This is a genomic window from Noviherbaspirillum phoenicis, assembly GCF_047237965.1.
In the GTDB taxonomy this organism is placed as follows: Bacteria; Pseudomonadota; Gammaproteobacteria; order Burkholderiales; family Burkholderiaceae_D; genus Noviherbaspirillum_A.
This window is the reverse complement of sequence record NZ_JBDFLX010000001.1, coordinates 3,360,046-3,384,796: the sequence shown is the minus strand read 5'-3', so window position 1 is coordinate 3,384,796 and position 24,751 is coordinate 3,360,046. Positions and strand designations below refer to the sequence as shown.

The window sequence follows — 24,751 nt, the reverse complement described above, 5'->3', positions numbered from 1 at the left end:
CCCGGGCCTGACCGGGGTCGGCAGCGTACCCATGGTGCCTGCCTGGATTACTGTTCAGGACATAGCCAGGGCCAACACGCTTCAATGCGGTCGTGTAATTGCAGCTTTGCCGCATCTGGCGGGGACAGTTGAGCAAGCTTTTCAGTTGCCGCGAAGATCAAGTCTCAGTCACGTCCGTCTTGATTCAGGAGGCCTGAAATCCGCGCAGCCCATCCATATCCAGAATGGTCACCCCGCCATACTCCACCTTCAGCAAACCCTCGCGCTCCAGCAATTGCAGCGCCTGGTTTGCCCGCTGCCGCGAGGTGCTGCACAGATAGCCAATTTCCTCCTGCGAAATCTGCAGCTGCCGGCTGGCGATCGGGTTCAGGTAGGGATTGAAGAGCGATGCCAGGCAGCGGGCGACGCGGGCGTCGGTTTCCAGCATACGGTCATATTCCACCAGCGAGATGAACAGGCCGAGCCGGGCATTGAGCTGGTTCAGCAGGAAGCGGTTGAACGGGATGCTGGTGTCGAGCAGCCACTGGAAGGTGGCGCGCGGCATCAGGGCCAGGCGGCTGTCGCGCAGCGCCACCACGTCGTACTTGCGGTGCTCGCTGTTGAGCAGAGAACCTTCGCCGAACCAGCCGCCGGCCAGCATGCCGGTGAAGGTCACGGTCTTGCCTTCCGGCGAAACGCTGCTCATCTTCAACAGGCCGTCGGTCACGCCCATCCAGTGCTCCACCGGATCGCCCTTGCGGCAGGCATAGCCGCCGGCGGGGATGTCGCGCTCGATCATGTCGGCTTCCACCCGCGCCATCTGCGCCGGCGTCAGCGACTTGGCCCACATGGTATGGATCAGCACTTCCTTGAACGAGGGTCTGAGGCTGGACATGGTGCGCCGCAATATCGAAAGTGGGTGGAATTGTCCCGCGGATGACAACCGGCAGCCGACAGCGGGCCTATCATCATCGCATAAAAATTCAGCGTCACCGGCCTGGCGCCGCATTGGCATTTCGTAAGTCAACTGTAAGCCAGGCAGGACAGACTCGGCACACGGACCATACTGATCAAAGGTAGGCCATGGTGGAGACGACACAACACGCGGCGGACACGTTCCCGCTGCTGCTGCTGCGGCATGCGCAGACGCGGCCGCAGCATCCGGCATTCCGCGAAAAGGACCTCGGTATCTGGCAGACCTGGGGCTGGGCCCAGGTGGCCGACGAAGTGCGCGCGCTGGCCTGCGGCCTGGCGGCCATCGGCTTCAAGCGCGGCATGAACCTCGCCATCGTCGGCGACAACCGGCCCCGGCTGTACTGGGCCATGTCGGCGGCCCAATGCCTGGGCGGGGTGCCGGTGCCGCTGTACCAGGATGCGCCGGCGGCCGACATGGCCTTCGTGCTGGAGAATGCCGAGATCGACTTCGCGGTGGTGGAAGACCAGGAACAGGTCGACAAGCTGCTGGAGATCAAGGAAACCGTGCCGCTGCTGTCGCACATCATCTATGACGACGAGCGCGGCATGCGGCACTATGCGCAGCCCGAACTCTGCGCCTATGAAAAACTGCAGCAGATCGGTCGCGAGTACGACCGCGCCCATCCCGACTTCTTCATCAACGAAGTGAACCAGGGCGCGCCGTCGGACGTGGCCGTGATCCTCTACACCTCCGGCACCACCGGCAAGCCCAAGGGCGTGCTGCACACCCATGCCGCGATGATCGCCACCGCCCGCGTGCTGACCGAGTTCGACCATCTCGACGAGCGCAATGACGTGCTGTGCTATCTGCCGCTGGCCTGGGTGGGCGACTTCCTGTATTCGTTTGCAATGTCGCACGTGGGCGGCTTCTGCCTGAACTGCCCGGAGTCGCCGGCCACGGTGATGACCGACCTGCGCGAGATCGGACCCACCTACTACTTCGGCCCGCCGCGGGTGTATGAGAACATCCTAACGCAGGTGATGATCCGCATCGAGGATGCCGGCTGGTTCAAGCGCCGCATGTTCCACAGCGCGATGAAGCTGGCGCGCCGGGTAGGCATCCGCATCCTCGACAAGAAGGGCAATGTATCGCTGCTGGACCGGCTGGCCTATGGCCTGGGCGAGCTGCTGGTGTATGGCCCGCTGAAGAATGTGCTGGGCATGTCGCGCATCCGCACCGCCTACACCGGCGGCGAGGCGATCGGCCCCGACCTGTTCGACTTCTACCGCTCCATCGGCATCAACTTGAAGCAGCTCTACGGCATGACCGAGACCTGCGTGACGGTCTGCATGCAGACGTCAGGCGACGTGCGCCTGGACACCGTCGGCAAGCCCATGCCTGGCGTGGAAGTGACCATTGCCGACAGCGGCGAAGTGCTGGTGCGCTCGCCCGGCCTGATGCGCGGCTATTACAAGCGGCCCGACGCCACCGCCGAAGCGATCGACGACGCCGGCTACTTCCACACCGGCGACGCCGGCTTCTTCGATGCCGATGGCCATTTGAAGATCATCGACCGCGCCAAGGACGTGGGCAAGATGGCCGACGGCACGCTGTTTGCACCCAAGTACATCGAGAACAAGTTGAAGTTCTTCCCCTTCATCAAGGAGGCGGTTGCCTTCGGCAATGGCCGCGACCGCTGCATGGCCTTCATCAACATCGACATGGATGCGGTGGGCAACTGGGCCGAGCGGCGCGGCCTGGCCTACAGCGGCTACACCGACCTGGCCTCGCAGCCGGCGGTCTACGACCTGGTGGCCGACTGCGTAGCCAAGGTCAATGCCGACCTTGCCGCCGATGCGCTGCTGTCGAACTCGCAGGTTCACCGCTTCCTGATCCTGCACAAGGAGCTGGACCCGGACGACGAGGAGCTGACCCGCACCCGCAAGGTCAGGCGCGGCTTCATCGCAGACAAGTACGCAGTGCTGATCGATGCGCTGTATGAAGGCCGGCCATCTCAGTACATCGAGACCCAGGTGCGCTTCGAGGATGGGCGGCAGGGCATGGTCAGCGCCGAGCTGAAGATCCGCGACGTCAAGCCGCACGGCCAGGCACAGCCCGGCGGCGCGGCAATAGCCAAGGGCAAGGTCAGGGAGGCCGCATGAATGCAGTAACCGAACCCGGCATCGCCGACTTCCCGGCGCCCGGCACGCGCCGCATCGGCGAGGTGATCCTGGACCTGAAGAACATCTCGCTGTCCTTCGGCGGCGTCAAGGCGCTGACCGACATTTCCTTCGATGTGCGCGAGCATGAGATCCGCGCCATCATCGGCCCCAACGGCGCGGGCAAGAGCTCGATGCTCAATGTGATCAACGGCGTTTATCGTCCGCAGAAGGGCGAGATCGTCTACCGCGGCCAGCAGCGACGCGGCATGAACACCTATGCCGCGGCCAAGAGCGGCATCGCCCGCACCTTCCAGAACATTGCGCTGTTCAAGGGCATGACGGTGCTGGACAACATCATGACCGGCCGCAACCTGAAGATGAAGTCCAACTTCCTGCTGCAGGCGCTGTACTGGGGCCCGGCCCAGAAGGAGGAGATTGCACACCGCAAGGAGGTGGAAAGGGTGATCGACTTCCTGGAGATCCAGCATATCCGCAAGACGCCGGTGGGCCGCCTGCCCTACGGCCTGCAGAAGCGGGTCGAACTCGGACGGGCGCTGGCGGCGCAGCCCGAGATCCTGCTGCTGGACGAGCCCATGGCCGGCATGAACGTGGAAGAGAAGCAGGACATGTGCCGCTTCATCCTTGATGTCAACGACCAGTTCGGCACCACCATCGTGCTGATCGAGCATGACATGGGTGTGGTGATGGACATCTCCGACCGGGTGGTGGTGCTGGACTATGGCAGGAAGATCGCCGACGGCACGCCGGACGAGGTGCGCAGCAGCCAGGACGTGATCAATGCCTATCTCGGCGTGGCCCACTAGAACAGGGAAGCGGCATGAACATCAATTTCTTCTTTGAAGTGCTGATCGGCGGGCTGCTGTCAGGCGTGATGTACGCGCTGGTGGCGCTGGGCTTCGTGCTGATCTACAAGGCCTCCGGCGTGTTCAACTTCGCGCAGGGCGCGATGGTGTTCTTCGCGGCGCTGACCTGCGTGTCCATCGTCAACCGCTTCGGCCTGTCGCTATGGCTTGCGGTGCCGATCACGATGGCGGTGATGGTGGTGCTGGGCCTGGCGATCGAGCGGCTGGTGCTGCGGCCGCTGGTCAACCAGCCCGAGATCACGCTGTTCATGGCCACCATCGGCCTGGCCTTCTTCATCGAGGGCCTGGCGCAGATGCTGTGGGGCGCGCAGGTGCAGCGGCTGGACCTCGGCATCGAGGATGTGCCGATCGAGTCCCTGATGGAGCGCTTCAATATCGTGGTGTCGCGCTTCGACCTGACCGCGGCCGGCATCTGCGCCGTGCTGGTGGCGGCGCTGGCCTTCTTCTTTTCGAAAACCAAGATCGGCCGCGCATTGCGCGCGGTGGCCGACGACCACCAGGCCGCGCTGGCGGTGGGCATCCCGCTGCAGCACATCTGGGCCATCGTCTGGGCCGTGGCCGGCTTTGTCGCGCTGGTGGCGGGCATGCTGTGGGGCGCGCGCAATGGCGTGCAGTTCTCGCTAACCTTCATTGCGCTGAAGGCCTTGCCTGTGCTGATCCTGGGCGGCTTCACGTCGGTGCCGGGCGCCATCGTCGGCGGCCTGATCATCGGCGCTTCCGAGAAATTGGCCGAGGTGTATATCGGCCCCATGGTCGGCGGCGGCATCGAGGGCTGGTTCCCGTATGTGCTGGCGCTGCTGTTTTTGCTGGTACGCCCCGAAGGCCTGTTTGGCGAACGCATCATCCGGAGGATCTGAGCATGTACTACCGCGAAGCAGGCCAGTTCAAGACCACCTATGCCGCCGACAGCCGCATCTTCCCCATCCTGCAGGACCGCGCCGGCATGCTGGTGCTGTGCGCGATCGCCTTCATCCTGGTGCCGTTCTGGGCCACGCCCTACACCTTCTCGGCGATCCTGATTCCCTTCCTGATCTTCTCGCTGGCCGCGCTCGGCCTGAACATCCTCACCGGCTATGCCGGCCAGCTGTCGCTGGGTTCAGCCGCCTTCATGGCGGTAGGCGCCTTCGCTTCCTACAACTTCGTGCTGCGCATTCCCGGCATACCGGTGCTGCTGGCTTTCGTGCTGGGCGGCCTGTGCGCGGCGCTGGTGGGCATCGCCTTCGGCCTGCCATCGCTGCGCATCCGTGGCTTCTATCTTGCCGCGGCCACGTTGGCCACCCAGTTCTTCGTGGTCTGGTGCATGACCAAGATTCCCTGGCTGACCAATTACAGCAGCTCGGGCGTGATCACGGCGCAGAAGATCGTGATCGCCGGCTACAGCTTCGACACGCCGGCCAGCAAGTACCTGCTGACCCTGGGCATCGTCGCGGTGATGGCGCTGCTAGCCAAGAACATGGTGCGCTCCAATGTGGGCCGCTCGTGGATGGCGGTGCGCGACATGGACGTGGCGGCCGAGGTGATCGGCATCCGCCTGATGCGCACCAAGCTGCTGGCATTTGCCGTGAGCTCCTTCTACTGCGGTGTGGCCGGCGCGCTGTATGCCTATGCCTACCTCGGCACGGTGGAGCCGGAAGCCTACAACCTCGACCTGTCCTTCCGCATCCTGTTCATGATCATCATCGGCGGCGTCGGCTCCATCCTCGGCTCCTTTCTGGGCGCGGCCTTCATCGTGCTGCTGCCCATCCTGCTCAACGTGATTGCCCATGCGCTGTCCTTGCCGACCTCGGTCGCCTCGAATCTGGAGCTGATGGTATTTGGCGCCCTGATCATTTTCTTCCTGATCGTCGAGCCGCATGGCCTGGCCCGGCTGTGGCAGATCACCAAGGAGAAACTGCGGCTCTGGCCGTTCCCGCATTGAAGCTTGCCTTACCCCGTTCGCATAAAAAACAGGCAGCTTAGGCTGTCCAACCAAGGAGAAGACGATGAGGACCATGAAAACCGTATTGCTGGCCGCCGCCCTGGCAGGCGCCTGGGGCAGCGCGCTGGCGCAGGAACAGTATGTGCCGCTGCTTTCCTACCGCGTCGGCCCGTATGCGGCCGGCGGCACCGGCTTCTATGGCGGCGTGATCGACTACTTCAACCTGGTCAACATGAATGGCGGCATCAATGGCGTCAAGCTGACCTGGGAGGAATGCGAGACCGAGTACAACGCCTCGCGCGGCGTGGAATGCTACGAGCGCCTGAAGACGAGAAACGGCGGCGCCTCGCTGGTCGAGCCGCTGTCCACCGGCATCGCCTACGGCATCCTGGACCGGGTAGGCAACGACAAGATCCCGATGACCACCCTGGGCTATGGCCGTTCCGACGCCGCCAACGGCAAGGTCTTCCCGTACGTTTTCCCGCTGATCACCAGCTACTGGAACCAGGCCGCCGCGATGGTCAAGTACCTGGGCGAGAAGTCGGGCGGCATGGAGAAGTTGAAGGGCAAGAAGATCGTGCACCTCTATCATGATTCAGCCTATGGCAAGGAGCCGCTGCCGGTGCTGGAAGAGCAGGCCAAGCAGTATGGCTTCGAACTGATCAAGATCCCCATCGCGCCGCCGGGCAACGACCAGCAATCGCAATGGCTGCAGATCCGCCAGGCCAATCCCGACCATGTGATCCTGTGGGGCTTTGGCGTGATGAATGCGGTGGCGATCAAGACCGCGCAGCGCAACGGCTTCCCCCGCGAGAAGATCCTGGGTGTCTGGTGGGCTGGTTCCGAGGAGGACACCGTGCCTGCCGGCGACGCTGCCAAGGGCTATACCACGATGACCTTCAACACGCCGGGCAACTACCCGGTGCTCGACGAGATCCGCAACAAGGTCTATGCAGGCGGCAAGGGCAACCTGGAAGACAAGACCCGGATCGGCTCGGTGTATCACATGCGCGGCGTGACGGCTGCCATCCTGTCGGTGGAGGCGATACGCAATGCCCAGGCCAAGTATGGCAAGGGCAAGACCATGACGGGCGAGCAGGTCCGCTGGGGGCTGGAGAATTTGAATGTGGATGCGGCACGGCAGAAGGAACTGGGGGCCGTCAACATGTTCCCACCGGTGAAAACCTCCTGCGAAGATCATGAAGGATCGGGCGCGGTGAAGGTGCAGCAGTGGGATGGGAAGAAATGGGTGGCGGTGTCGAAGGACTGGGTGGTGGGGGACAAGGCGCTGACGCGCAAGCTGCTGGAGGAGAGCTCGGCCAAGTATGCGGCGGAGAAGAATATCAAGCCGGCTTGCATGGGGGCGGGGACCTGAGGATATCGGTACCGAGGCTTCGGTAGGGCAACGTTGCGGTTGCTTTTGACGTACGCGCAGCGACAGTTGCGGTTGCTTTTGACGTACGCGCAGCGACAGTTGCAGTTGCTTTTGACGTACGCGCAGCGACAGTTGCAGTTGCTTTTGACGTACGCGCAGCGACAGTTGCAGTTGCTTTTGACGTACGCGCAGCGACAGTTGCAGTTGCTTTTGACGTACGCGCAGCGACAGTTGCAGTTGCAGTTGCAGTTGCAGTTGCTTTTGACCTTGCCGTTGCTTTTGAAGTGGCAGTGAAGTCCCGTTGAGCGCGCCGTGTCAGCGGTGCCCGGAGCGGGAAAAGGTGCGGCGTCTGTCTGAGCCAAGCGCAGCTTGGCGAGTTTAGCCGCGCCCCGCTCCGGGCACCGCTGACACGGGAACCCCCGCGCAGCGGGGGCGCGGTCACCGGGTCGCCTTTTTTTGGTTACTTTTTTTGGCGAAGCAAAAAAAGTGACCCGGCCGCCGGGACGGATTCCCGGCTTGTCTCCACGACAGTGCAATCCGATTGCATCATCAGGGCAGGAAGACCGCACTGTCGCCTTCGTCGTTGAGCGGTTAAAGACCCGAACGTCGAAGGCGCTCCTTCGCTAAGGATCAACTCCGGTGACGCAATACGATTGCACTGTCGTCATGACCAGGCCGGGTGTTCGCCCCGGCGGGCGAGTCACTTTTTTGCTTCGCCAAAAAAGTAACCAAAAAAGGCGACCCCGACTGTGCCGCCCCGCTGCGCGGGGTTCCCGTGCCGTCGATACCCGGAGCGGGGCGCGGCTAAACTCGCTCCGCTGCGCGGCGCTCAGACAGACGCCGCACCTTTTCCCGCTCCGGGCATCGCCGACACGGCGGTACACAGACGGGGACCCTAACTGCAACGGCAACAGCAACGGCAACCGCAACGGCAAGGTCAAAGGCAACCGCAACTGTCGCTGCGCGTACGTCAAGAGCAACGGCAACTGCCCCCGCCCCCAACACCCTGAAGGCGATCCATCGCCATCCACCACCCCCGATGCCCTGCAACGAGAGCAAACACCATGACACCCGAAACCAACCCCTCTCCCCCCTACCTCTCCGTCAACAACATCGAGGTCATCTACGACCACGTCATCCTGGTCCTGAAAGGCGTCTCCCTGCAGGTCCCGCGCGGCAGCGTCGTCGCCCTGATGGGCGGCAACGGCGCCGGCAAGTCCACCACGCTCAAAGCCATCTCCACCCTGCTACGCGGCGAGCGCGGCGACGTCACGAAAGGCAGCGTCACCTTCGACGGCGAACGCGTCGACCAGCTCACGCCTAACGCCCTGGTGCAGCGCGGCCTGTCCCAGGTGATGGAAGGACGGCACTGCTTCGGCCATCTGACGATAGAGGAAAACCTGCTGACCGGCGCCTACACACGGCGGCTGTCGCGGCGCGAGCTGCAGCAGGCGCTGGACAAGGTGTATCACTACTTCCCGCGCCTGAAGGAGCGGCGCGCTTCGCAGGCCGGCTATACCTCCGGCGGCGAACAGCAGATGTGCGCGATCGGCCGCTCGCTGATGGCGCAGCCGTCGATGATCCTGCTCGATGAACCGTCGATGGGCCTGGCGCCGCAGATCGTCGAGGAAATCTTCGAGATCGTGAAGGACCTGAACAGGAAGGAAAACGTGTCCTTCCTGCTGGCCGAGCAGAACACCACGGTCGCGCTGCGCTATGCCGACTTCGGCTACATCCTGGAGAACGGCCGGGTCGTGATGGAAGGCGAGGCAACGGCGCTGGCGGCCAATGAGGATGTGAAGGAGTTCTATCTCGGCGTATCAAGCGCGGGCCGCAAGAGCTTTCGCGACATGAAGTTCTACCGCCGCCGCAAGCGCTGGCTGGCCTGAAAGGGAATCGCATCATGACCGCCTACTTCGACGCACTGGAAACCCGCGACCCGCAACAGCGTGAACGCGACCTGATGACGCGCCTGCCGTCGCTGGTCGAGCGTGCAAAGGGCGCGACCGGCTGGGCAAGGCTGCTGGGAGACATCGATGCGGGAGACATCACCAGCCGCGCCGCGCTGGCCCGGCTGCCCGTAACACGCAAGTCCGACCTGAAGCAGTTGCAGCAGGCCCAACCGCCGTTCGGCGGCATGAACGCCACGCCGCTGCAGTCGCTGTCGCGCATCTTCATGTCGCCCGGTCCCATCTTCGACCCCGAAGGCTGCGGCGAGGACTGGTGGCGCTATGCCCGCCCTTTTCACGCACTCGGCATGCGGTGCGGCGAGCTGATACAGAACTGCTTTTCCTATCACTTCACGCCGGCCGCCTTCATGGTGGAAGGCGGCGCCAGGAAGCTGGGCTGCCCGGTGATACCCGCCGGCAGCGGCCAGACCGAAATGCAGGTGCAGGCGATCGCCGCGCTCAGGCCGCACGCCTATGCGGGCACGCCGTCGTTCCTGAAGATCATCGTCGAGAAGGCGCTGGAGATGGATGCCGACATCAGCAGCCTGCGCCGCGCGCTGGTGGGCGCGGAAGCATTGCCGCCTTCGCTGCGCGCATGGCTGCAGGAACACGGCGTGCCCCAGGTGCTGCAGACCTACGGCTCGGCCGACATCGGCAACATCGCCTATGAAACCATGAGCGACGGCGAAGTCCATCCGGGCATGGTGCTGGACGAAGAGATCCTGCTGGAGATCGTGCGGCCCGGCACCGGCGACCCGGTCCCCGAGGGCGAAGTGGGCGAGGTGGTGGTGACTGCCTTCAACACCGACTATCCGCTGATCCGCTTTGCCACCGGCGACCTGTCGGCCGTGCTGCCGGGCATGTCGCCCTGCGGCCGCAGCAACGTGCGCATCCGCGGCTGGCTGGGACGGGCCGACCAGACCACCAAGGTGCGCGCCATGTTCGTGCATCCGTCGCAGGTGGCCGATGTGATGCGGCGCCATCCGCAAGTGCGCCGGGCACGCCTGGTGGTCAGCGGCGAAATGGCCAATGACGTGATGACGCTGCTGTGCGAGGTCGACCGGCCGCAGGACAGCGGCATGGCGGCCGACATCGTCGCCAGCATCCGCGAGGTCACCAAGCTGCGCGGCGAGGTCAGCCTGGTTGCGCCCGGCACACTGCCCAATGACGGACGAGTGATCGAGGATGCGCGCAAATATGAATAGCATGAATGCCATGAAGGACTGCGGCAGCCCGCAACGCGCACGCAGGCGACGCGGCGTTGCAGGCAGTGGCGCACTGATGGCCAGCAGCTGAACTGGACAAGGATCCCGGCTACTCAGACGCTCGCCGTTCAATTCCGGGCGGCGGCTTTTCTGGAGTATCCATGAACGAAAGCAAGGTATCCCTTTCCCGGGCAAACATGTATGCCCACCTTGGCGCGCAGTACTGTTCCAACATTGTCTCCCGGGCCAGTGCCGGCAATTACATCGTGGGCGAACTGCATACCGAGCGCACCATGCTGACGCGGGAACAGATCGCCGCGCGCTGTCGCAAGCAGCGCCTCGAAGCAGGCCTGCCAGTGTATGACGAGCCAAGGATCCGTTCGCGCGAGGCGCAGCCGTCGCAGCGGGAGTCGCTGCTGCGACAAGCCACTGGGATGGCATCCAGGCTGTGGAACACCGCAGAAACGCTACTGCATGCGCTGACACCGCGCTTCCCTGGCGCCGAGGCAAGCGCGTTGGGACAGAAGGGAACGGGAGATATCCCGGAACCCATAGAACGAGCAACGTTGCTTCCTGCCGGTATTGACCGGTTCGCGGAACTGGTTGAATCACTGGGCCTGCATGCAAGCTATTCCCACCAGTTTGTGCGTCTGAACGCATCGGAGCCGGACAGCAGAGCCAGTTGGATGGTAACGCCTTCGTTCGATCCGGCCACGCAGGCAGTGGACGATCTGCTTGTCTTTCTCGAGTCGGCCCAGCCTGGCGATCTACAGCAAGCCGGCCGGTTGAAGATGATGCTGTCTTACCTTTTTGAACAAGGCATGCGCACCTTCACCGCAAGCCCTGACGTACTGGAGAGATTTCCCTGCGACGCGGAAGCGAACTGCGTTCCCGTGCATTCGCTATGCGACGGAAAGGTGTTGCTCGATACGGTGCTGTCAACGTCAGACAAGGGTAATGTGGTCATTCTGCCCCCGGAGGCAATCGAATCACTGGCCAACATGCTCAGTCCGGCCTATGTCAATGCGACCGAAGACTTCGTATGGGTGAGCGCATCCCGCATGCGCGCGCTGGAGCCGCAATATCGAATCAATTGCACGGCCCAGCCATCTAACACCGGCCCAGCCAGCCTGCAGCCAAAGCAGTCATGTGGCGAGAATGACGGACATTCTCTGATAGCGGGCTTCGTGTTCGGCGTAAGTGCCGGTGCCCTGGTGGGTGCTGCTTTGACAGCCTTTATTGTCCTGTGCCGCAATGGCGCCAAGGTGACGGCTTCGGTAACCCAGCTCGTTCCTCGACAGATCAGCGACAAGAATAAAGAGTACGAGAAGAACGATGAGGCGAAGGATGACAAGGCTTACCGGATGGAGGACATGAAGAATGAAACGAGCGATAAAAAGGTCTGCACGGAAGACTCCCGGTTGGAAGCAGTAAGCAGTTCCGTTGAAAATGACTAGCGTGCATGCGAGAAGGCGCTGCCCAGCGGCCATGGCGAACCATGGCAGGCAGGCGCAAGGCCGTGCCGCGGACAACGCGGCCGGCTTGATCAAGCCAGTCCAGCCAAGGCTGCTCTATATCCCTTCCACGATAAACAGCCGCCCTATCGAATGCGCCTGCCGTATCTCCCTGGCACGGGTGTATTCCGGCGAGTTGTACCAGGCACGCGCCTGTTCCAGCGACGGATATTCCACCACCACGGTGCGCCAGTTTTCATTGTGCTGCGCGTCGCCGCCCTCGCACTGGACGCGCTGGCCGCCGCGGGCCAGCCAGACGCCGCCGTACTGCGCAACGGAAGCCGTCGACAGCGCACGATAGTCGGCATAGCCCTCGGGATTGCTGACCTGGATTTCGGCAACGACATAGGCTTTGGGCATGATCTTCTCCTTACAGCGCCAGGCGCTGGCGCGCCGCGGCATATTCATTGGAAAGGCGTTCAACCACTTCGGCCACCGTGGGCACGTCGTCCATCAGGCCCACGCCCTGGCCGGCGCCCCAGATGTCGCGCCAGGCCTTGGCCTTGGCGCCGCCGCCCGAGCCGAAGTTCATCACGCTTTTGTCGGCCTGCGGCAGGTTCTCCGGGTCGAGGCCGGCGGTGACGATGGACTTCTTCAGGTAATTGCCATGCACACCGGTAAACAGGTTGGTATAGACAATGTCGGCGGCGCTTGATTCGACAATGGCCTGGCGGTAGGCGTCGTCGACATTCGACTCCTTCGTTGCCAGCCAGCGCGAACCGATATAGGCGAAGTCCGCGCCCATGGCCTGCGCGGCCAGGATCGCGTCGCCGGTGGCGATTGACCCGGACAGCGCAATCGGGCCGCTGAAGAACTTGCGCACCTCGCCCACCAGCGCAAATGGCGACAGCGCACCCGCATGGCCGCCCGCGCCCGCCGCCACCAGGATCAGGCCATCCACGCCCGCCTCCAGCGCCTTCTTCGCATGGCGGATCGAAATCACGTCATGCAGCACGATGCCGCCATAGCTGTGGATCGCATCCATCATTTCCTTCGGCGGCGCGCGCAGCGAAGAAATGATGATGGGAACCCGGTGCCGCACGCAGACTTCCACGTCATGCGCCAGCCTGTCATTGGACTGGTGAACGATCTGGTTGACGGCAATCGGGCCAATCCTGGCATCGGGATGGGCCTTGCCGTATTCCGCCAGCTCGTTCTGGATCTGGGTCAGCCAGGTATCGAGCAACTCGGCCGGGCGCGCATTCAGCGCGGGGAAGGAGCCGACGATGCCGGCCTTGCACTGTGCTGTCACCAGCGCCGGACCGCTGGCAATGAACAGGGGCGATCCGATGACGGGAAGACGCAGGTTTTGCAGCGCAAGGGGCAATGCCATGGCAACCTCACAGGATAGGATTAATGAATTGCGGATCAGCCGATCGCTGACCGGCGCAGCAGATTATAGGGCACAAAAAGTACGGTCGTGCGTTGTTTTCGGGACGCTGAGGAAGGCTGGCTTGATGCGGGCAGGAAGACAGGAAAAGCGCTTGTGGCGCAATGGCAGGGGTGGCAATCATTGCAACCCGAACCGTGTACTTCGGTCCGGGCTGAACAGCAGGGTCAGAACTTGTACAGCAGGCTCAGGCTGAAGACGTTCAGGTTGGTTTTGTCCAGGCTCAGGGGATTGGCGCCGAAATGCAGCCGTTCATATTCGAAGCGGCCCGTGATGTTCTTGGCGAAGTCGTATTGCAGGCCAAGGCCCAGCAGCAGCCCATTCTTGCTATAGCTTTCTGAATGGTCGTAGTCGGCGCCCGGATAGTCCCAGGTGCCTTTGCCCCTGGAAAAATGCATGCCGACCCTGGCAAAAGCCTGCGCCTCATTGCTCAGTGGAACGATGCCCAGGCCGGCGAGGGTGAAGGTATGCAGCCGCGCCGTTGCCTTGCCGTTGTCATAGTTTGCCTTGATGCTGCCGTAATTGGCGTAGCTGCCTTCGATCGCGAAGTTGGGAGAGAACTGGTAGCCGGTCAGCAGCTTGAAATTGACGTCAGGATTGGAACAGGAGGCGCCGCTGGGGCAATCGGTCTTGAAGTTGGAAACGCCCAGGCCGCCGCCGACGTAGAACGGGGGGCAGGCGGCTGCGTCGGCAGCCAGGGCGGAAGTGGCGGCGAGCGCCGGAAGCGCAAGAACCAGCGCCGAGATAATGGATTTTGGTTTCATGATTTTCCCTGGAAGATACCCAGCAATATTGCTGGATCGACAATTCTAGGGAATATGGACAAATGTTTCGCAAAAGCACTTAGAGTGTTAACAAATAACTTTTTGTTAAGTGAAAAATTGCAACAATTTTCCTTGATCATGCGTCGATCGAGAATGGGCTGCCGCTATATTGCGCCGGACGAAAACCCGGAAAGGCAGGCCCGCTTTCAGCAGTCCACCAGCATGCCCTGTTCGACCCTGGCGACCCCGGCCCTGACCAGTTGCGACGCAGTCCAGTCGGCCAGTGCCGCTTCTTCCATGCACAGATGCATGCGGTTCGACGTTGCCAGCAGGGGCACGTCATGCATCCACTGCCGCAGCTCCGTCAATGGAATGCGCTTCTTCTCCAGCAGCCGGAACTTGACCAGCACCTTGATCCCGTTCTGCGCATTGCGCGCCGGATCGGCCGCCAGGTAGTCCAGGCGCCTGAACGCCCGCTGCAGCGCGCCGGCAACGTCGGAAAACGGCGCGCCGTGGCCGGGAATGACCAGGCGCACGTCGAGCGCGGCGATCTGTTCCAGCGTGGCGCGGGTGGCGTCGAAGCCCGGCTCGCCTTCCAGTTCGGGGAAGATCACGCCGAAGCCGTTTTCCCACAGCGCATCGGCCGAGATCAGGATGCGCTGGGACGGGCAGTACAGGATCAGCGAATGCGGATCATGTCCCGGCGCGCCCAGCACCTGCCATGCCATGTCACCCAGCATCAGGGTGTCGCCGGCCGCCATGGTGGCGTCGAAGCGAAAGCGCGGGCAATACTGGCCGGTGGCGCGGTAGCTCAGCGCATCTTCGTTCCAGTCGCGCACCGCCGGCGCTTCCGCAGCCGGAATGAGGGTGCGGCAACCATAAGCGTCTTGCAGCGCGGCGTTACCGCCGACATGGTCGGAATGGGTATGGGTGTTGAGCAGCAGGTCCAGCGGCCGGCCCTGCAGCAGGTGCGCCACCAGCTGCAGCGTCTGCGGCGCATGGGTGGCATAGCCGCTGTCGACCAGCGCGGTCTGCTCGCGGCCGATGAACAGGATGTTGTTGGACGACAGCCAGCCGCGCTGCAGCACATGCATGGAATCGGGCAGGCTCATTTTTTCATCTGGTAGGCAAGGGAGATCTTGGCAAATTCGATGAGCACCGGCTTGCTGCCGCCATTGAAGGTGGCGAAGGCGTTCCCGGTGCGCACCACCAGCCGCGGCGGAAACAGCCAGGTGAAGAAGGGTATGCCTATCATCTTGGCGCTGCGCACGTCGCGCCATTCGACCTGGCGGTTGAACATCCAGGTCTGGCGGATGCCGCGCTCGTCGATGATCACCACCGAGCGCAGGAACCAGTAATAGCTCACGCCCAGCATCAGCGCCGCGCCCAGCAGCAGCAACTGCACGCCGATGCCGTATTGCAGCAGCGGATAGCGCAGCGCCACCGTGGTGCCATAGCCCGCCAGCACGGCGCACAGCACGGTGGCCATGACCTTGAAGCCAGGCCCGTAGGCAGGGCCGGTGACTGTCTTTTCAGGCTGGTAAAAACCGATCTGCATGGTGTCCTTTAGGCGGCATCGTCATCAAACATCGCGTCGCGCCGGCGCGCAATCTCGCGCCATACCGCACGCCGCTCGGCGTCCGACGCGCTGCCCCACGCGACGATCTCCTCGATCGTGCGCTGGCAGCCGACGCACAGGCCGGTGCCCTCATCCATCTGGCAGAGGCTGATGCAGGGCGACGGCGCCGGGCCGGGCGCGTCCGGATCGAACAGGATCATTGCGAACGCTTCGCGGCGATCGCATTGCCGACCCGGCTGGCGGCCCGCCTGCCGAGATGACCGGCGATGAACTGGCCGGCATCAACCACCGCGTTCAGGTCCACGCCGGTCTCGATGCCCAGCCCCTGCATCAGGTAGAGCACATCCTCGGTGGCGACATTGCCGGTGGCGCCCTTGGCATACGGGCAGCCGCCCAGGCCAGCCACGGAGGAATGGAAGATGCTGATGCCCACTTCCAGGCTGGCGTAGATATTGGCCACCGCCTGGCCGTAGGTATCGTGGAAATGGCCGGACAGGCCCGCGATCGGAAACTCGCGAATCACCCGCGGCATTACCTCGTGCACCTTCTTCGGCGTGGCCACGCCGATGGTGTCGGCGATGTCGATCTCGTCGCAGCCCAGGTCGCGCAGGCGGGCCACCACGTCGGCCACCGCGTCCAGCGGCACCTCGCCCTGGTAGGGACAGCCGAAGGCGCAGCTGACCGCGGCGCGCAGGCGCAGCTTGTGCTCCTTGGTCGCTTCGGCGACGTCGCGGAAGCGCTCGATCGATTCCGCGATCGAGCAGTTGATGTTCTTCTGCGAGAAGGCCTCGGATGCCGCGCCGAAGATCACGATCTCGTCGGCGCCGGCGGCCAGCGCCGCCTCGAAGCCCTTCATGTTGGGCGCCAGCGCCGAGTACACCACGCCGGGCTTGCGGCTGATGCCGGCCATGACCTCGGTCGAGGTCGCCATCTGCGGCACCCATTTCGGCGACACGAAGGATGCCGCCTCGATATTCGGAAAGCCGGCCGCGGTCAGCCGGTTGACCAGTTCGATCTTGATCTCGGCCGGTATGGTTTCCTTTTCATTCTGCAGGCCGTCGCGCGGACCGACCTCGACGATCTTGACCTTCTTCGGCAATTCAGGGAGTGCCATTTCAGTATCCTTTCTGTGGATCGACCACGCCGGCAATAGCTTCGCCGCGCTGCAGCTGGGCGATCTTGCCGGCGATCTGGCGCACGCTGTCGCCGCGCAGGGTCACGGCGGCCGCATGCGGCGTGATGGTGATGCGCGGCTCCTGCCAGAACGGGTGCGCCGGCGGCAGCGGCTCCTCGCGGAACACGTCCAGCGTGGCGCCGGCAATGTGGCCCGACTGCACCAGCGCCAGCAGGTCTTCCTCGACCAGGTGCGCGCCGCGGGCCACGTTGACGAGATAAGCGCCCCGCGGCAGCTTTTCCAGCGTGGCGCGGCTCAGGATGCCGCGGGTTTCTTCCGTCAGCGGCAGGATGCAGACCAGCACCTTGCTGGCCGCCAGGAAGGCGTCCAGCCCTTCCTCGCCGGCATGGCAGGTCACGCCCGCCACATCCTTCGGGCTGCGGCTCCAGCCATGCAGGGGAAAGCCGAAATCGCGCAGGCTTTGCGCAATGCGGCTGCCGAGGATGCCCAGGCCGAGGATGCCGACCGTGAAGCTGCGCTTGTCATGCGGCTTCAGGAAGCGCCACTGCCCCGCCTGCTGCTGCATCGCATATTCATCGAAGCGCCGGAAATAGCGCAGCACCGCATGGCTGACGTACTCGGCCATCTGCACGCCCATGCCGGCATCGTCCAGCCGCACCACCGGCACGCCGGCCGGCAGCGCATCGCCCAGCGCCATGATGCCGTCGACGCCGGCGCCGAGGTTGAAGATGGCCTTCAGGTCGGTGCGGCCGGAAAGCATGGCGCGCGGCGGCTGCCACACCACCGCATAGTCGGCCGGCGCATCGTCGCCTTCCTGCCAGGCGCGCACATCGGCGCCGGGGATGCTGGCGGCCAGGTCGGCCAGCCAGGGTTCCGGCCTGCCGCCGGTTGCATGGAACACTATCTTCATGATGCCTCGTGGTCTCCTATGTTTCTTGTCGTTGGTTGGTGCCGGCTGCTTACTGTGCCGCAGCTTGCGTGACTTCGCAGCGCGCGTCGGTATGCGCGTGTTTGGCCTTCAGGCCCAGCCGCTCCAGCAGCGCGCGGTCCTCTTCCACTTCCGGGTTGCCGGTCACCAGCAGCTTGTCGCCGTAGAAGATGGAATTGGCGCCGGCCATGAAGCACATCGCCTGCACTGCGTCGCCAAGCTGGCGGCGGCCGGCTGACAGCCGCACCCGCGCGCGAGGCATGGTGATGCGCGCCACCGCGATGGTGCGCACGAATTCCAGCGGGTCCAGCGTATCCTGGCCATACAGCGGCGTGCCCGGCACCTGCACCAGGTGGTTGATCGGCACCGATTCCGGATAGGGCTCCATGTTGGCCAGCTGCGCAATCAGGCCGGCGCGCTGCAGCCGGGTCTCGCCCATGCCGACGATGCCGCCGCTGCAGACCTTGATGCCGGCGCCGCGCACCCGGCCCAGCGTGTCCAGGCGGTCCTGGTAGTCGCGGGTGCTGATGATGTTTTCATAGAACTCGGGCGCGGTGTCGAGATTGTGGTTGTAGTAATCCAGGCCGGCGTCCTTCAAACGCTGCGCCTGGTGCTCGGCCAGCATGCCCAGCGTGACGCAGGTCTCCATGCCCAGCGCCTTGACCTCGCGCACCATTTCCTCGACATGGTCGAGATCGCGGTCCTTGGGCTCGCGCCAGGCGGCGCCCATGCAGAAGCGGGTGGCGCCTTCGGCCCTGGCCGCGCGCGCGGCTTCCAGCACGGTGTCCAGCGGCAGGATCTTCTGCGCGGTCACGCCGGTGTCGTAGCGCGCCGCCTGCGGGCAATAGCCGCAGTCTTCCGGGCAGCCGCCGGTCTTGATCGACAGCAGCGTGGCCAGTTCCACTTCGGTCGGATCGAAATGCTCGCGGTGGATTTGCTGGGCGCGCAGCATCAGCTCGTTGAACGGCAGGTCGAACAGGGCCAGCACGGCGTCGACCGGCCAGGTGTCGGCGGCGATGGGCTTGGGGCAGGCATGGAAGGTGATCGGTTGAGCCGACATCGGTATGTCCTTTTTCAAAGTGAGGCAGCGCCTGTCCGGGGCCAGCCCGGCAGGCAGGTGAAGTCCAGGCAGGCGGCAGCGGCGGCGGCGCTGGGCTGCGCCAGCCGCGGTACCCGGCCCAGAAGCGGCGCCGGCAGCCTTGCGGCCAGCGCCTCGATATTGGCGTCCAGATGCGGCATGGCCGCAGCCGGCGTGTTGGCGACCCAGCCGGCCAGCGTCAGTCCGCGCGCGGCGACTGCCTCGGCGGTCAGCAGCGCATGGCTGATGCAGCCTAGCCGCATGCCGACTACCAGCACGACCGGCAATGCCAGCAATTGCGCCAGGTCGGCGGTGTCGAAGCCGTCGGTGAGCGGCACCCGGAATCCTCCCACGCCCTCGACCACCACCGCGTCGGCGGCGGCGGCCACCTGGCGATAGCAGGCCAGCAGATGGGCCGGATCGAAGGAGACGCCTTCCAGCGCCGCCGCGATATGCGGCGCCGCGGCTTCGCGCAGCAGGTAGGGCGTGGTCCAGGCGCGCGGCAGGCCGGCGCTGTCGGCGGCGGCAAGCTGGGCCACGTCGTCGTTATGCAGTTCGCCGTCGCGCCACTCGGCACCGGCCGCGACCGGCTTCATCGCGGCGGTGCGCAGGCCGCTGGCGGCGCAGGCATGGGTCAGCGCGCTGGCGACTAAGGTCTTGCCGATCTCGGTATCGGTGCCGGCAACGAACCAGGCGGGTTGCCTGCTGTCAGTTGTCATCGCATTCCTCCTCCGCCAGCCGCAGCGCGTTGACCAAACGCTGCATGTCTTCCGGCGCATGCGCGGCCGAGAAGGTCACGCGCAGCCGGGCGGTATTGCGGGGCACCGTTGGCGGACGGATCGCCGGCACCCAGTAGCCGCCGCGCTGCAATGCCGCGCCGGCGGCCAGCGCCGTGCCTGATGCGCCGATGCAGACCGGCTGGATCGCGGTATCGGATGGCATCAGTTGCCAGCGCTTGAGCCGCAGCGCGGCGCGAAAGCCCGCCACCAGCAGGTTCAGGCGGGCGCGGCGCATGGCGCCCTCCTCGCCGGCGATCAGCGCCAGGCTGGCCGACAGCGCATGGGCCAGCGCCGGCGGCGAGGCCGTGGTGTAGATGTAGGGACGGGCCCGCTGCACCAGCCATTCGATGACGGTGTCATGCGCCGCGACGAAGGCGCCGGACACGCCGGCCGCCTTGCCCAGCGTGCCCATGTACACCAGCTGCGGCGAGCGCAGCTTGAAATGCTCCAGCGCGCCGCGGCCCTGCGCGCCCAGCACGCCGAAGCCATGCGCATCGTCCACCACCAGCCAGGCGCCATGGCGCTCGCACAGCGCCAGCAGTTGCGGCAGCGGCGCGATGTCGCCGTCCATGCTGAAGACGCTGTCGGTGACCACGATGCGGTTCTGGGCGCGGCTGGCCCTGAGCAGCCCTTCCAGCGCGTCGAGGTCGCCATGCGGATAGACGCTGACCTGGGAGCGCGACAGCCTGGCGCCATCGATCAGCGAGGCATGGTTGAGTTCTTCGGAAAACAGCTCGGCGTCCTTCCCGCCCAGCGCCGACAGCACCGCCAGGTTGGCCATGTAGCCGGTGGAAAACAGCAGCGCGCGCGGCGCTTCCAGGTGCGGCGCCATGAATGCCGCCAGCTCGTCCTCCACCTTGGCATGGGCCAGGCTGTGGCCGCTGATCAGGTGCGAGGCGCCGCTGCCGGCGCCATAGCGCGCTGCGCCTTCCTGCAAGGCGGCGACGATGGCCGGATGCGAGGCCAGGCCGAGATAGTCGTTGCTGCAGAAGGCCAAAAGCGGCTGGCCGTCGGCGTCGGTATCGGGCGCGCAGCGGGTATGCACGGTGCGCCGGCGGCGGCGCAGCGATTGCGCATCCAGCGCGTCCAGGCCGGCCTGCAGGCGGTTCAACAGTTCGTTCATGCGGGCATCACCTCGTCCAGTACGGCCATCGTGCGCTCGGCCAGCAGCGCGGTTTCTGCCTCGTCCAGCACGTAGGGCGGCATCAGGTAGACCGTGCGGCCGATCGGCCGCAGCAGCAGCTCATGCTTCAGCGCGGCGGTGAAGAAGCGGCGTGCGAAGCCGCTCGGCTCGACCTTCACATCGAAGGCCCAGATCATGCCGCGGTTGCGGAAGTTGGCGATGCGCGCATCCTCCGCCAGCGGCGCCAGCGCGGCCGACAGTTCGGCGGCGCGCTGGCGGTTGCGGTTGATCACATCGTCCTCGTCGAAAATGGCCAGCGTCGCCAGCGCGGCCCGGCAGGCCAGCGGATTGCCGGTATAGGAATGGGAATGCAGGAAGCCGCGTGCAATGTCGTTGTCGTAGAACGACTGGTAGACCGCATCGCTGCTCATCACCAGCGACAGCGGCAGGTAGCCGCCGGATATGCCCTTGGACAGGCACAGGAAGTCGGGCCAGATGCCGGCCTGCTCGCAGGCGAAGAAGCTGCCGGTGCGGCCGCAGCCGACCGCGATCTCGTCGGCGATCAGGTGCACGCCGTAACGGTCGCACAGCTTGCGCACCTCACGCAGGTAGGCCGGGTCATGCATGGCCATGCCGGCCGCGCACTGCACCAGCGGCTCGACGATGATGGCGGCAATGCGGCCGGCGCGCTGCTGCAGCAGGGTTTCCAGCGCCGCGGCGGCGCGCATGGCCACGTCCACCGGCGTCTCGCCATCCAGCGCATTGCGCGCATCCGGCGTCGGCACCACATGCACGCCGCGCAGCAGCGGCCCGTAGGCGTCGCGGAACAGCTTCACGTCGGTTACCGACAGCGCGCCGATGGTCTCGCCGTGGTAGCTGCCCTGCAGGCAGACGAATTCCAGCTTGTCGGTGTAACCCTGGTTGCGCCAGGAATGAAAGCTCATCTTCAGCGCGATCTCCACCGCCGACGCGCCGTCGGACGCATAGAAGCAATGCCCGAGCGCGCCGCCGGTGCGGGCCGACAGCTGCTCGGACAGCATCACCACCGGCTCATGGGTGAAGCCGGCCAGCATCGCATGCTCCAGGAGGTCGAGCTGGTCCTTCAGCGCGGCATTGATGCGGGCATTCGCATGGCCGAACAGGTTGACCCACCAGGAACTGATGGCGTCGAGATAGCGCTGCCCCTCGTGGTCGTACAGCCATGCGCCGCGGCCATGGGACAGGGCCACCAGCGGCATGGTTTCATGGTGCTGCATCTGCGTGCAGGGGTGCCACACGCTTTTGAGGCTGCGCGCCATCCATTCATCGCTGGCGCTGCTGTTCGGTGTTGTCGTCATGCCTGTCTTTCTGGAAAAGTGCCGTCAAGGTAAAACCAGCGCCCTTGTTCGCGCAGAAAGCGGCTGACTTCATGCAGGCGGTGGGCGCGCCCGCCGGTCTTGTAGCGGGCGACGAATTCGACCGTCGCCTCGTCCCCGCGTTCCTCGGCCGCACGCAGTTCCAGCCCCAGCCAGCGGGCCGCGCCATCTTCCTGCAGCTCGGACAGCGGCCGCCGGGTGCGCGGATGCCAGGTTGCCGCCAGGTAGTCATGGAGGCCCATCGCATAGGCGCTGTAGCGCGAGCGCATCAGTTCGGCCGCCGTTGGCGCGGGCGCGCCGCGATGCCAGCGGCCGCAGCAGCTGTCATACTGCCCGCCGCCGCACGGGCATGCCGTGGATGCGCCGCGCTGCTTCATGCCTTGGCGGCCTTTGCCGGCTTCTGCTCGACCGGCGCGCCGGCCGCCTTCCAGGCGGAGAAGCCGCCGGCGATATGCGCCACCGGCTTCAGGCCCATGGTCTGCACGGTGTCGGTGGTGAGCGCGCTGCGCCAGCCGGCGGCGCAGAAGAAGATGAACTCGCGGTCTTCGCCGAAGAGCGGCTTGAAATACGGCGACTCGGGGTCGATCCAGAATTCAATCATGCCGCGCGGCGCATGGAAGGCGCCCGGTATCACGCCTTCCCGTTCCAGCTCGCGCACGTCGCGCAGGTCCACCAGCTGCACACGCGGGTCGGCCAGCTTCTGCTGCACTTCCTGCACGGTATAGGCCTTGATGCGCGATTCGGCCTGCTCCACCATGGTCTTGTAGCCTGTCGTCAGTGTCATAGCCTTATTCTCCTGTGCGTTGCAGGACGCCCTTGAGAAAGGCGTCGAGCTGGTTGAAACGATCGAATCCCCAGAAGGATTCCCCATCCACGATCATGAAGGGCGCGCCGAACACGCCGCGCGCCAGCGCATCCTGGGTTTCGGCGCGCAGCCGCTCGCGCACCGGCGCGCTGTCCTGCCCCGCCGCCAGCGCATCCGGGTCCAGGCCGAGCGCGGCCCCGATCCTGGTCACTTCCTTCTCCTCGTCGATCGCCACGCCATCGACGAACATGGCGCGAAACAGCGCCTGCGCCAGTTCGATGGCGCGCGCCTCGCCGACGTGCTCGGCGGTCCACAGCATGGCGCGGGCGGCGACCTGGGTCGGCAGCGGAAAACGCGGCGGCCGATTGTACGGTATGCCGTGAAAGCGCGCAGTGCGCTCGAAATCATGGAAGGAATACTCGCCCTTGAGCGGGTAGCTGGTCAGCGCCGCGGTGCCGACGGTGCGAAACACCACGCCGAGCAGCACCGGATGCCATTGCACCAGCCGGCCATTGTCGACCGCCAGCTGCTCGATGCGGCTGGCGGCGAAATAGGCATAGGGCGAGGAAAAGTCGAAGTAGAAGTCGATCGGTCCGGCCATGGGAGTCTCCTTGTCGTTTTGGTTCGCGCTTTTTAGCCCAGCGCGCGGGCAATCAGTATTTTCTGGATGTCGCTGGTTCCCTCGTAGATCTGGCAGACGCGCACATCGCGGTAGATGCGCTCGACCGGAAAGTCGCTGACGTAGCCATAGCCGCCATGCACCTGGATCGCATCCGAGCAGACCCGCTCGGCCATCTCGGTGGCAAACAGCTTGGCCATCGCCGCTTCCTTCAGGCAGGGCAGCCCGGCGTCCTTCATGCTGGCCGCATGCAGGATCATCTGCCGCGCCGCCTCGATCTGCGTGGCCATGTCGGCCAGCCGGAACTGCACGGCCTGGTGCTCGAACAGCGTCTGGCCGAAGCTGGTGCGCTCCTTCGCATATGCCAGCGCCGCCTCGAACGCCGCGCGTGCCATGCCGACCGCCTGGGAGGCAATACCGATGCGGCCGCCTTCCAGTCCCGACAGCGCGATGCGATAGCCCATGCCTTCCTCGCCGATCAGGTTCCGCGCCGGCACCCGGCAGTTCTCGAAGATGATCTGCGCGGTGTCCGAGGAATGCTGGCCCATCTTCTCTTCCAGCCGCGCCACGATATAACCGGGGGTGGCGGTGGGCACCCAGAAGGCGCTGATGCCCTTCTTGCCCGCCTCCCTATCGGTCACGGCCATCACGATGGCGACATCGGCATGCTTGCCGCTGGTGATGAATTGCTTGACGCCGTTGAGCACGTAATGGTCGCCGTCGCGCACGGCTGTCGTCTTCAGCGACGAGGCATCGCTGCCGGCATGCGGCTCGGTCAGGCAGAACGCGCCCAGCATCTCGCCCTGTGCCAGCGGGCGCAGCCACTGCTGCTGCTGGGCGGGGTTGGCATACATCATCGCGATGCTGCACACCGGGCAGTTATTCACTGAAATCACGGTCGAGGTTCCGCCGTCGCCGGCGGCGATTTCTTCCAGCACCAGCGCCAGCGCGACATAGTCCAGTCCCGCACCGCCCAGCTCCTCGGGCACCGCGACCCCGAAGGCGCCGAGGGCGGCGAGTTCCTTCAGTTCCTCCTTTGGGAAATGATGCTCGCGGTCCCACCGGGCGGCGTTCGGGGCGAGCCGCTCGCGGGAGAAGGTACGGAGGGCATCGCGGATCATCTGGTGCTGTTCTGATAGGACCATGAGAAGGTCTCCTTTCTGGTTGGTCGCGATGGCGACATCATTGATGCAGTTACGCGCAGCGACAGTTGCCGTTGCTTTTGACGTACGCGCAGCGACAGTTGCCGTTGCTTTTGACGTACGCGCAGCGACAGTTGCCGTTGCTTTTGACG

Annotated in this window: 25 protein-coding genes; 8 read left to right on the top strand and 17 right to left on the bottom strand. The window is 64.7% G+C overall.

From position 1 onward, the window contains the following. Window positions 1–184: 184 nt before the first annotated feature. Window positions 185–874, bottom strand: a complete 690-nt coding sequence (locus ABC383_RS15265) for a Crp/Fnr family transcriptional regulator (protein WP_413014943.1) — start codon at window positions 872–874, stop codon at window positions 185–187. Between the two features lie 188 nt (window positions 875–1,062). On the opposite strand from ABC383_RS15265, the gene ABC383_RS15260 reads away from it, so the two are divergent. From ABC383_RS15260 to ABC383_RS15225, 8 genes are all read left to right on the top strand, one after another. Beyond that, entirely contained in the window at window positions 1,063–3,057 is a 1,995-nt protein-coding gene (locus tag ABC383_RS15260) for an AMP-dependent synthetase/ligase (RefSeq protein ID WP_413014942.1), read from the top strand. Next, complete coding sequence (locus tag ABC383_RS15255) at window positions 3,054–3,881, top strand: ABC transporter ATP-binding protein (RefSeq protein WP_413014941.1); 828 nt, start codon at window positions 3,054–3,056, stop codon at window positions 3,879–3,881. Before ABC383_RS15260 ends, ABC383_RS15255 begins: the two co-directional genes overlap by 4 nt. A 20-nt stretch (window positions 3,882–3,901) precedes the next feature. Next, window positions 3,902–4,798, top strand: coding sequence for a branched-chain amino acid ABC transporter permease (locus ABC383_RS15250; protein WP_194715362.1), 897 nt, complete (start codon window positions 3,902–3,904; stop codon window positions 4,796–4,798). 2 nt (window positions 4,799–4,800) lie between these two features. Next, complete coding sequence (locus ABC383_RS15245; protein ID WP_413014940.1) at window positions 4,801–5,859, top strand: branched-chain amino acid ABC transporter permease; 1,059 nt, start codon at window positions 4,801–4,803, stop codon at window positions 5,857–5,859. A 64-nt stretch (window positions 5,860–5,923) separates the two neighbouring features. Further along, window positions 5,924–7,234 (top strand): ABC transporter substrate-binding protein, encoded by a 1,311-nt coding sequence (locus tag ABC383_RS15240; protein WP_413014939.1) that lies wholly within the window; start codon window positions 5,924–5,926, stop codon window positions 7,232–7,234. Between the two features lie 1,064 nt (window positions 7,235–8,298). Then, window positions 8,299–9,123, top strand: coding sequence for an ABC transporter ATP-binding protein (locus ABC383_RS15235; RefSeq protein ID WP_413014938.1), 825 nt, complete (start codon window positions 8,299–8,301; stop codon window positions 9,121–9,123). Window positions 9,124–9,137: 14 nt separating this feature from the next. Beyond that, window positions 9,138–10,388, top strand: coding sequence for a phenylacetate--CoA ligase family protein (locus ABC383_RS15230; RefSeq protein ID WP_413014937.1), 1,251 nt, complete (start codon window positions 9,138–9,140; stop codon window positions 10,386–10,388). A gap of 161 nt (window positions 10,389–10,549) precedes the next feature. Continuing rightward, a complete protein-coding gene (locus ABC383_RS15225) occupies window positions 10,550–11,845 on the top strand; it encodes a hypothetical protein (protein WP_413014936.1) in 1,296 nt (431 codons plus the stop codon). A gap of 114 nt (window positions 11,846–11,959) precedes the next feature. Here the strand turns inward: ABC383_RS15225 and ABC383_RS15220 are convergent, their stop codons facing one another. From ABC383_RS15220 to ABC383_RS15145, 16 genes are all read right to left on the bottom strand, one after another. Continuing rightward, the gene (locus ABC383_RS15220; RefSeq protein WP_413014935.1) at window positions 11,960–12,262 is read right to left on the bottom strand and encodes a DUF1330 domain-containing protein; all 303 of its coding nucleotides are present in this window, start codon (window positions 12,260–12,262) and stop codon (window positions 11,960–11,962) included. Window positions 12,263–12,272: 10 nt separating this feature from the next. Further along, complete coding sequence (locus ABC383_RS15215; protein ID WP_413014934.1) at window positions 12,273–13,235, bottom strand: NAD(P)H-dependent flavin oxidoreductase; 963 nt, start codon at window positions 13,233–13,235, stop codon at window positions 12,273–12,275. 224 nt (window positions 13,236–13,459) lie between these two features. Then, entirely contained in the window at window positions 13,460–14,056 is a 597-nt protein-coding gene (locus tag ABC383_RS15210; protein WP_413014933.1) for a porin family protein, read from the bottom strand. A gap of 206 nt (window positions 14,057–14,262) precedes the next feature. Beyond that, on the bottom strand, window positions 14,263–15,168 hold the full coding sequence (locus ABC383_RS15205) for an MBL fold metallo-hydrolase (protein ID WP_413014932.1): 906 nt from the start codon (window positions 15,166–15,168) through the stop codon (window positions 14,263–14,265). Then, a complete protein-coding gene (locus ABC383_RS15200) occupies window positions 15,165–15,614 on the bottom strand; it encodes a hypothetical protein (protein ID WP_413014931.1) in 450 nt (149 codons plus the stop codon). Before ABC383_RS15200 ends, ABC383_RS15205 begins: the two co-directional genes overlap by 4 nt. A gap of 8 nt (window positions 15,615–15,622) precedes the next feature. Continuing rightward, window positions 15,623–15,835: a DUF1289 domain-containing protein gene (locus tag ABC383_RS15195; protein WP_413014930.1), complete on the bottom strand. Its 213-nt coding sequence runs from the start codon at window positions 15,833–15,835 to the stop codon at window positions 15,623–15,625. Continuing rightward, window positions 15,832–16,749: a hydroxymethylglutaryl-CoA lyase gene (locus ABC383_RS15190; RefSeq protein WP_413014929.1), complete on the bottom strand. Its 918-nt coding sequence runs from the start codon at window positions 16,747–16,749 to the stop codon at window positions 15,832–15,834. Before ABC383_RS15190 ends, ABC383_RS15195 begins: the two co-directional genes overlap by 4 nt. Window position 16,750: 1 nt before the next feature. Next, window positions 16,751–17,680, bottom strand: coding sequence for a 2-hydroxyacid dehydrogenase (locus ABC383_RS15185; protein ID WP_413014928.1), 930 nt, complete (start codon window positions 17,678–17,680; stop codon window positions 16,751–16,753). Window positions 17,681–17,729: 49 nt separating this feature from the next. Then, window positions 17,730–18,758 (bottom strand): biotin synthase BioB, encoded by a 1,029-nt coding sequence (gene bioB, locus ABC383_RS15180; RefSeq protein WP_413014927.1) that lies wholly within the window; start codon window positions 18,756–18,758, stop codon window positions 17,730–17,732. A gap of 14 nt (window positions 18,759–18,772) precedes the next feature. Then, on the bottom strand, window positions 18,773–19,495 hold the full coding sequence (bioD, locus tag ABC383_RS15175) for a dethiobiotin synthase (RefSeq protein ID WP_413014926.1): 723 nt from the start codon (window positions 19,493–19,495) through the stop codon (window positions 18,773–18,775). Beyond that, entirely contained in the window at window positions 19,485–20,678 is a 1,194-nt protein-coding gene (gene bioF, locus ABC383_RS15170) for an 8-amino-7-oxononanoate synthase (protein ID WP_413014925.1), read from the bottom strand. Before bioF ends, bioD begins: the two co-directional genes overlap by 11 nt. Continuing rightward, a complete protein-coding gene (locus tag ABC383_RS15165) occupies window positions 20,675–22,015 on the bottom strand; it encodes an adenosylmethionine--8-amino-7-oxononanoate transaminase (RefSeq protein ID WP_413014924.1) in 1,341 nt (446 codons plus the stop codon). Before ABC383_RS15165 ends, bioF begins: the two co-directional genes overlap by 4 nt. Further along, entirely contained in the window at window positions 22,012–22,410 is a 399-nt protein-coding gene (locus tag ABC383_RS15160) for a YchJ family protein (protein WP_413014923.1), read from the bottom strand. The genes ABC383_RS15165 and ABC383_RS15160 overlap by 4 nt, the downstream gene beginning before the upstream one ends. After that, complete coding sequence (locus ABC383_RS15155; RefSeq protein ID WP_413014922.1) at window positions 22,407–22,817, bottom strand: rhodanese-like domain-containing protein; 411 nt, start codon at window positions 22,815–22,817, stop codon at window positions 22,407–22,409. Before ABC383_RS15155 ends, ABC383_RS15160 begins: the two co-directional genes overlap by 4 nt. A gap of 4 nt (window positions 22,818–22,821) precedes the next feature. Further along, window positions 22,822–23,439: a 2-hydroxychromene-2-carboxylate isomerase gene (locus tag ABC383_RS15150; protein ID WP_413014921.1), complete on the bottom strand. Its 618-nt coding sequence runs from the start codon at window positions 23,437–23,439 to the stop codon at window positions 22,822–22,824. Between the two features lie 32 nt (window positions 23,440–23,471). Further along, entirely contained in the window at window positions 23,472–24,602 is a 1,131-nt protein-coding gene (locus tag ABC383_RS15145) for an acyl-CoA dehydrogenase family protein (RefSeq protein WP_413014920.1), read from the bottom strand. Window positions 24,603–24,751: the final 149 nt, after the last annotated feature.

Bases quoted from the DNA above. Each gene is read 5' to 3' on its own strand.
- ABC383_RS15265 (WP_413014943.1), bottom strand. From the start codon at position 874: ATGTCCAGCCTCAGACCCTCGTTCAAGGAAGTGCTGATCCATACCATG.
- ABC383_RS15260 (WP_413014942.1), top strand. From the start codon at position 1,063: ATGGTGGAGACGACACAACACGCGGCGGACACGTTCCCGCTGCTGCTG.
- ABC383_RS15255 (WP_413014941.1), top strand. From the start codon at position 3,054: ATGAATGCAGTAACCGAACCCGGCATCGCCGACTTCCCGGCGCCCGGC.
- ABC383_RS15245 (WP_413014940.1), top strand. From the start codon at position 4,801: ATGTACTACCGCGAAGCAGGCCAGTTCAAGACCACCTATGCCGCCGAC.
- ABC383_RS15240 (WP_413014939.1), top strand. From the start codon at position 5,924: ATGAGGACCATGAAAACCGTATTGCTGGCCGCCGCCCTGGCAGGCGCC.
- ABC383_RS15235 (WP_413014938.1), top strand. From the start codon at position 8,299: ATGACACCCGAAACCAACCCCTCTCCCCCCTACCTCTCCGTCAACAAC.
- ABC383_RS15230 (WP_413014937.1), top strand. From the start codon at position 9,138: ATGACCGCCTACTTCGACGCACTGGAAACCCGCGACCCGCAACAGCGT.
- ABC383_RS15225 (WP_413014936.1), top strand. From the start codon at position 10,550: ATGAACGAAAGCAAGGTATCCCTTTCCCGGGCAAACATGTATGCCCAC.
- ABC383_RS15220 (WP_413014935.1), bottom strand. From the start codon at position 12,262: ATGCCCAAAGCCTATGTCGTTGCCGAAATCCAGGTCAGCAATCCCGAG.
- ABC383_RS15215 (WP_413014934.1), bottom strand. From the start codon at position 13,235: ATGGCATTGCCCCTTGCGCTGCAAAACCTGCGTCTTCCCGTCATCGGA.
- ABC383_RS15210 (WP_413014933.1), bottom strand. From the start codon at position 14,056: ATGAAACCAAAATCCATTATCTCGGCGCTGGTTCTTGCGCTTCCGGCG.
- ABC383_RS15205 (WP_413014932.1), bottom strand. From the start codon at position 15,168: ATGAGCCTGCCCGATTCCATGCATGTGCTGCAGCGCGGCTGGCTGTCG.
- ABC383_RS15200 (WP_413014931.1), bottom strand. From the start codon at position 15,614: ATGCAGATCGGTTTTTACCAGCCTGAAAAGACAGTCACCGGCCCTGCC.
- ABC383_RS15195 (WP_413014930.1), bottom strand. From the start codon at position 15,835: ATGATCCTGTTCGATCCGGACGCGCCCGGCCCGGCGCCGTCGCCCTGC.
- ABC383_RS15190 (WP_413014929.1), bottom strand. From the start codon at position 16,749: ATGGCACTCCCTGAATTGCCGAAGAAGGTCAAGATCGTCGAGGTCGGT.
- ABC383_RS15185 (WP_413014928.1), bottom strand. From the start codon at position 17,680: ATGAAGATAGTGTTCCATGCAACCGGCGGCAGGCCGGAACCCTGGCTG.
- bioB (WP_413014927.1), bottom strand. From the start codon at position 18,758: ATGTCGGCTCAACCGATCACCTTCCATGCCTGCCCCAAGCCCATCGCC.
- bioD (WP_413014926.1), bottom strand. From the start codon at position 19,495: ATGACAACTGACAGCAGGCAACCCGCCTGGTTCGTTGCCGGCACCGAT.
- bioF (WP_413014925.1), bottom strand. From the start codon at position 20,678: ATGAACGAACTGTTGAACCGCCTGCAGGCCGGCCTGGACGCGCTGGAT.
- ABC383_RS15165 (WP_413014924.1), bottom strand. From the start codon at position 22,015: ATGACGACAACACCGAACAGCAGCGCCAGCGATGAATGGATGGCGCGC.
- ABC383_RS15160 (WP_413014923.1), bottom strand. From the start codon at position 22,410: ATGAAGCAGCGCGGCGCATCCACGGCATGCCCGTGCGGCGGCGGGCAG.
- ABC383_RS15155 (WP_413014922.1), bottom strand. From the start codon at position 22,817: ATGACACTGACGACAGGCTACAAGACCATGGTGGAGCAGGCCGAATCG.
- ABC383_RS15150 (WP_413014921.1), bottom strand. From the start codon at position 23,439: ATGGCCGGACCGATCGACTTCTACTTCGACTTTTCCTCGCCCTATGCC.
- ABC383_RS15145 (WP_413014920.1), bottom strand. From the start codon at position 24,602: ATGGTCCTATCAGAACAGCACCAGATGATCCGCGATGCCCTCCGTACC.